Origin of the sequence: Elstera sp. (assembly GCF_044372965.1) — a bacterium.
In the GTDB taxonomy this organism is placed as follows: Bacteria; Pseudomonadota; Alphaproteobacteria; order Elsterales; family Elsteraceae; genus Elstera.
The window spans coordinates 1-4,934 of sequence record NZ_JBILQX010000225.1; the positions used below are offsets into that span (position 1 = coordinate 1).

The window sequence follows — 4,934 nt, forward strand, 5'->3', positions numbered from 1 at the left end:
GTTTCAAGCGGCGCAGAGCCTCTAAGAAATCTACCGAAACAAAAGCAGCCCTGTTGCACCGCGCACACGAGGGGTGTTAGCAATCGACGCTGTTATTTTTAGACCCGTTTACAGGAAGGTCGCGCCCGTCATGGCCTTGGATCAAGACACGGTACGCCGCGTTGCCACATTGGCCCGCATTAAAGTTGAGGAAAAAGACCTCGCGCCGCTCGCCACCGAAATTTCAGCTATTCTCGGCTGGATCGAGCAATTGAACGAAGTGAATACCGACGGCGTGGCGCCGCTGGCCCGCGTCGTGAATATGAAATTGCCGATGCGCGACGATGTCGTGACCGAGCCCGATCGCCACGAAAAAATTCTGAAGAATGCGCCGCAGTCCGCTGAAGGCCGCTTCTTCACCGTTCCGAAGGTCGTTGAATAAGATGAGCAAACTGACCGATCTGACCATCGCCGAGGCCCTCGATGGGCTGGCCGCGAAACACTTCACCTCGGTGGAGCTGACCGACGCGCATATCGCCGCCTCGGAGGCCGCCCGCCCGCTCAACGCCTATATTACCGAAAATTTCGACGCGGCCCGCGAGGCCGCCAAAGCCTCGGATGCACGCCGGGCACAGGGCGAGGCTGGGGCGCTGGAAGGCATTCCCGTCGGCATCAAAGACCTGTTCTGCACCGAAGGCGTGCGGACCACGGCAGCGAGCCATATTCTCGATGGCTTCATTCCGCCCTATGAATCGACCGTTTCGGGCAAGCTGAAAGCCGCAGGCACGATCAGCCTCGGTAAACTCAACCTCGATGAGTTTGCGATGGGCTCGTCGAACGGCACCTCCTATCACGGGCCGGTGATCTCGCCCTGGAAGCGCACGGGGTCGGACGTTGATCTGGTTCCGGGCGGCTCCTCCGGCGGCTCGGCGGCGATTGTGGCCGCGCGCGGCGTGATGGCCGCGACCGGCACCGATACGGGCGGCTCGATCCGCCAGCCCGCCGCCTTTTGCGGCATCGTTGGGCTGAAGCCGACCTATGGGCGCTGCTCGCGCTGGGGCATCGTCGCCTTCGCCTCCTCGCTCGACCAAGCCGGGCCGATGACGCGCTCGGTGAAGGACGCGGCCCTGATGTTGAACAGCATGGCCGGCTTCGATCCGAAGGATTCGACCAGCGCGAATATCGCCGTGCCCGATTTCACCAAGGCGCTGACCGGCGACGTGCGCGGCCTGAAGGTCGGCGTTCCGGCGGAATATCGCGTTGATGGCACCAGCCCGGAAATCGTGAAACTCTGGGATCAGGGTATCGACTGGCTGAAGCAGGCGGGGGCGGAAATCGTCTCGGTCTCGCTGCCGCACACCAAATACGCGCTGGCGACCTATTACATCATCGCCCCCGCCGAAGCCTCGGCCAACCTCGCCCGCTATGATGGCGTGCGCTTTGGTTTGCGCGTGCCCGGCAATACGCTGGATGAAATGTACGAAAACACCCGCGCCGCCGGGTTCGGCCATGAAGTGCAGCGCCGCATCCTCATCGGCACCTACGTGCTCTCGGCGGGCTATTACGACGCCTATTACCTGAAGGCGCAAAAGGTCCGCGCGTTGATCGCCGACGATTTCAAAAAGGCGTTCGAGCAATGCGACGTGCTGTTGACCCCGACCGCGCCGACCCCGGCCTTCGGCCTCAACGAGAAAAATGACGATCCCATCGCCATGTATCTCAACGACGTCTTCACCGTCCCCGCCAGCCTCGCCGGGCTGCCCGGTTTGGCGGTGCCGACCGGGCTTTCGAGCGATGGGCTGCCGCTGGGGCTGCAAATCCTCGGACGGCCCTTCGATGAAGAAACCGTGATTCGCGTCGGCGGCGTGCTGGAGACGGCAGCGGCTTTCACCGCCCGCCCCACCTTCGGCCAGGGAGCGTAACCATGACCGAAAACAAAAACATCATTCAGGGTAAAACCGGCCCGTGGGAATTGGTGATCGGGCTGGAAGTTCATGCCCAGGTCATCTCCAAGGCGAAACTCTTCTCTGGCGCTGCGACCGAATTCGGGGCCGATGCCAATGCGCAGGTGTCGTTCGTTGATGCGGCCATGCCGGGCATGCTGCCCGTCATCAACCGCGTCTGCGTCGAGCAGGCGATCAAGACCGGCCTTGGCATCAATGCCACCGTCAACACGCTCTCGGTCTTCGACCGGAAGAACTATTTCTACGCCGATCTGCCGCAGGGCTATCAGATCTCGCAGTTCACCCAGCCGATCGTGACCGGCGGGCATATGACCGTCGATCTTGCCGACGGCAGCGAAAAATATATCGGCATCACCCGCCTGCACTTGGAGCAGGACGCGGGTAAATCGATGCACGATCAAGACCCGCGCCTCTCCTACATCGATCTCAACCGGTCGGGCATCGCCCTGATGGAAATCGTGTCGGAGCCGGATATTCGCTCGTCGGAAGAAGCCGCCGCCTACCTCAAGAAGCTGCGGGCCATCCTGCGCTATCTCGAAACCTGCGACGGCAATATGGAAGAAGGCTCGATGCGCTGCGACGCCAACGTCTCGGTGCGCCGCCCTGGCGAGCCCTTCGGCACGCGCTGCGAAATCAAAAACGTCAACTCCATCCGCTTCGTCGCCCAAGCCATCGACTACGAAGCCCGCCGCCAGATCGAAGTATTGGAAGATGGCGGGAGTATTCGCCAAGAAACCCGCCTGTGGGATAGCGCCAAGGGCGAAACGCGCGCTATGCGCTCCAAAGAGCAGGCGCACGATTACCGCTATTTCCCCGACCCCGACCTGCTGCCGCTCGAAATCGATCCGGCCCAGATCGAGGCCATCCGCGCCGCCATGCCGGAACTGCCCGATGCCCGCCGCGCCCGCTACATGGCCCTTGGGCTGTCGCGCTACGACGCCAGCGTGCTCGTGTCGGAAAAGGAAACCGCGCTGTACTTTGAAGCGGTGGCCCAAGGCCGCGACGCCAAAATCGCCGCCAATTGGGTGACGGTGGAGTTGTTCGGCGCGCTCAACAAACTCGGCAAGACCATCGAAGAACCCCCTGTTTCGGCAGAAGCTTTGGGCGGTTTGATCGATCTTATTTCCAGCAATAAGATCAATAATAAGATCGCCAAAGACGTGTTCCAGATCATGCTGGAAACCGGCGAGGCCGCCGCCGATATCGTCGAAAAGCACGGGCTCGTGCAAGTCACCGATACGGGGGCCATTGAGGCGGCCATCGACGCCATCCTCGCGGCGAACCCCGATAAGGTCGCCGAGTTCCGGGGCGGTAAAGACAAGCTGTTCGGCTTCTTCGTCGGCCAGACCATGAAAGCCACCGGCGGCAAAGCCAACCCGGTGATGCTCAACGATCTGCTGCGCGCGAAGCTCGAGGGATGAAATAGGTCGGGGACGCTGTCCCCGACACCCCTGGCCAAGGGGCTTGCCCCTTGGCAATCCCTTTTTCCTTGAGAAAATCGTTTTGGTGTTTCATCCCCTAACCCGTTCTGTAAAAAAGAAATCGGTTTCCAAAGGGCAAGCCCTTTGGCGGGGGTCCCTAGCGTTATACGCGCAAAGCGCTTGGGGTGGGCGGAGCCCCTGATGAAGCTTCCTCGCCCGCTCCTCGTCTTCGATTCCGGCCTTGGCGGTCTATCCGTGGTGGAAGCTTTGCGAGTACAGAAGCCACATGGGGCGATTGCGTATCTGGCCGATAGCGCGTGGTTGCCCTATGGCACCAAGCCCGACGACGTGCTGCTGGCGCGCATTGAAAGCCTGCTGGTCGAAACCTGCGCCGACCTTGATCCCTGCGGGCTGGTGGTGGCCTGCAATACCGCCAGCACCATCGCCCTGCCCGCCTTGCGCGCGCGGCTCAGCCTTCCCGTGATCGGCACCGTCCCGGCGGTCAAACCCGCGTGCGAGGGCAGCCGCAGCGGCGTTATCGGCCTGTTGGCGACCTCGGCCACGGTCAACCGGCCCTATATCGATGATCTCATGGCCCGCCACGGCGCAGGCGTATCGCTGCATCGGCACGGGTCGGCCAAACTCGTGCTGATGGCGGAAGCGGCTTTACGCGGGGCTACGCTCGACCCGCAGGCGGTGGCGGCGGAACTGGCCCCGCTGACGGGCATTCCCGATCTCGACACAATCATTCTCGGCTGCACCCATTTCCCGCTGATCCGTACCGCCCTGGAAAATTCCGCACCGGGGCTTAGCTTTCTTGATAGTGGCGCGGCCATCGCCCGGCGGGTCGCTGAAGTCGTGCCCGACTGGGCCGAGGGTCCGTCCTGCGGGTTTTTCACGGCTCCTGAGGATGCGGGCCTGCTATCACCTTGCCTCACGCGCCTCGGTATCCCGAGGTTTTTCGGGGCCTGGACGCCCGATGAAGGAAAAGACTTCGATGCCGTTTGACGCCGTGATTTTCGATATGGATGGGCTGCTGCTGGATAGCGAACGGATGTTTCGCATCGTCTGGCAGTTGGCCGCAACCGATCTGGGCGTCGAGATGAACGACGCGGTTTTCCTGTCCCTGATCGGCCTCAACCGCCGTTCGGCGGAAGAGCGCTTGAGGAGCGTCTATGGCCCCTCCTGGGATCATGAAGCCCTCTATGGCCGCATCGAGCACCATTGGCATGGCATCGGCGGGCATGACGCCATTCCGCTGAAAACCGGCGTTGGGGAACTGCTGGACCATCTCGACGCCTCCGCCCTGCCCCGCGCCGTCGCAACCTCCACCGCGCGGAAGAACGCCGAACATAAGCTTACCAAGGTTGGGCTGCTGGATCGGTTCCACGGGCTCGTCGGCGGCGACGATGTGGCAGCAGGCAAACCCGCCCCCGACCCGTACCTGAAAGCCGCCGCCCTGCTGAAGGTCGATCCCGCCCGCTGCCTCGCGCTTGAAGACAGCCCCAACGGCCTGCGGGCGGCGAGAGCCGCTGGGATGACCGTTATCATGGTCCCCGACCTCATCGCC

Annotated in this window: 5 protein-coding genes; all 5 read left to right on the top strand. The window is 62.4% G+C overall.

The genetic code is table 11. From position 1 onward, the window contains the following. Nucleotides 1-130: 130 nt before the first annotated feature. Complete coding sequence (gatC, locus tag ACIQ36_RS18265) at nt 131-421, top strand: Asp-tRNA(Asn)/Glu-tRNA(Gln) amidotransferase subunit GatC (RefSeq protein WP_395831982.1); 291 nt, start codon at nt 131-133, stop codon at nt 419-421. Beyond that, nucleotides 414-1,901, top strand: coding sequence for an Asp-tRNA(Asn)/Glu-tRNA(Gln) amidotransferase subunit GatA (gene gatA, locus ACIQ36_RS18270; protein WP_395831985.1), 1,488 nt, complete (start codon nt 414-416; stop codon nt 1,899-1,901). The genes gatC and gatA overlap by 8 nt, the downstream gene beginning before the upstream one ends. A 2-nt stretch (nt 1,902-1,903) precedes the next feature. Beyond that, nucleotides 1,904-3,364 (top strand): Asp-tRNA(Asn)/Glu-tRNA(Gln) amidotransferase subunit GatB, encoded by a 1,461-nt coding sequence (gatB, locus tag ACIQ36_RS18275; protein WP_395831987.1) that lies wholly within the window; start codon nt 1,904-1,906, stop codon nt 3,362-3,364. Between the two features lie 201 nt (nt 3,365-3,565). Continuing rightward, complete coding sequence (gene murI / locus ACIQ36_RS18280) at nt 3,566-4,372, top strand: glutamate racemase (RefSeq protein WP_395831989.1); 807 nt, start codon at nt 3,566-3,568, stop codon at nt 4,370-4,372. Then, on the top strand, nt 4,362-4,934 hold a 573-nt coding region (locus tag ACIQ36_RS18285), incomplete at its 3' end, for an HAD family hydrolase (RefSeq protein WP_395831991.1). The genes murI and ACIQ36_RS18285, both read left to right, overlap by 11 nt.

What these genes read in the sequence shown, in the direction of transcription:
- gatC (WP_395831982.1), top strand. Translation starts at nt 131, where the DNA reads ATGGCCTTGGATCAAGACACGGTACGCCGCGTTGCCACATTGGCCCGC.
- gatB (WP_395831987.1), top strand. Translation starts at nt 1,904, where the DNA reads ATGACCGAAAACAAAAACATCATTCAGGGTAAAACCGGCCCGTGGGAA.
- murI (WP_395831989.1), top strand. Translation starts at nt 3,566, where the DNA reads ATGAAGCTTCCTCGCCCGCTCCTCGTCTTCGATTCCGGCCTTGGCGGT.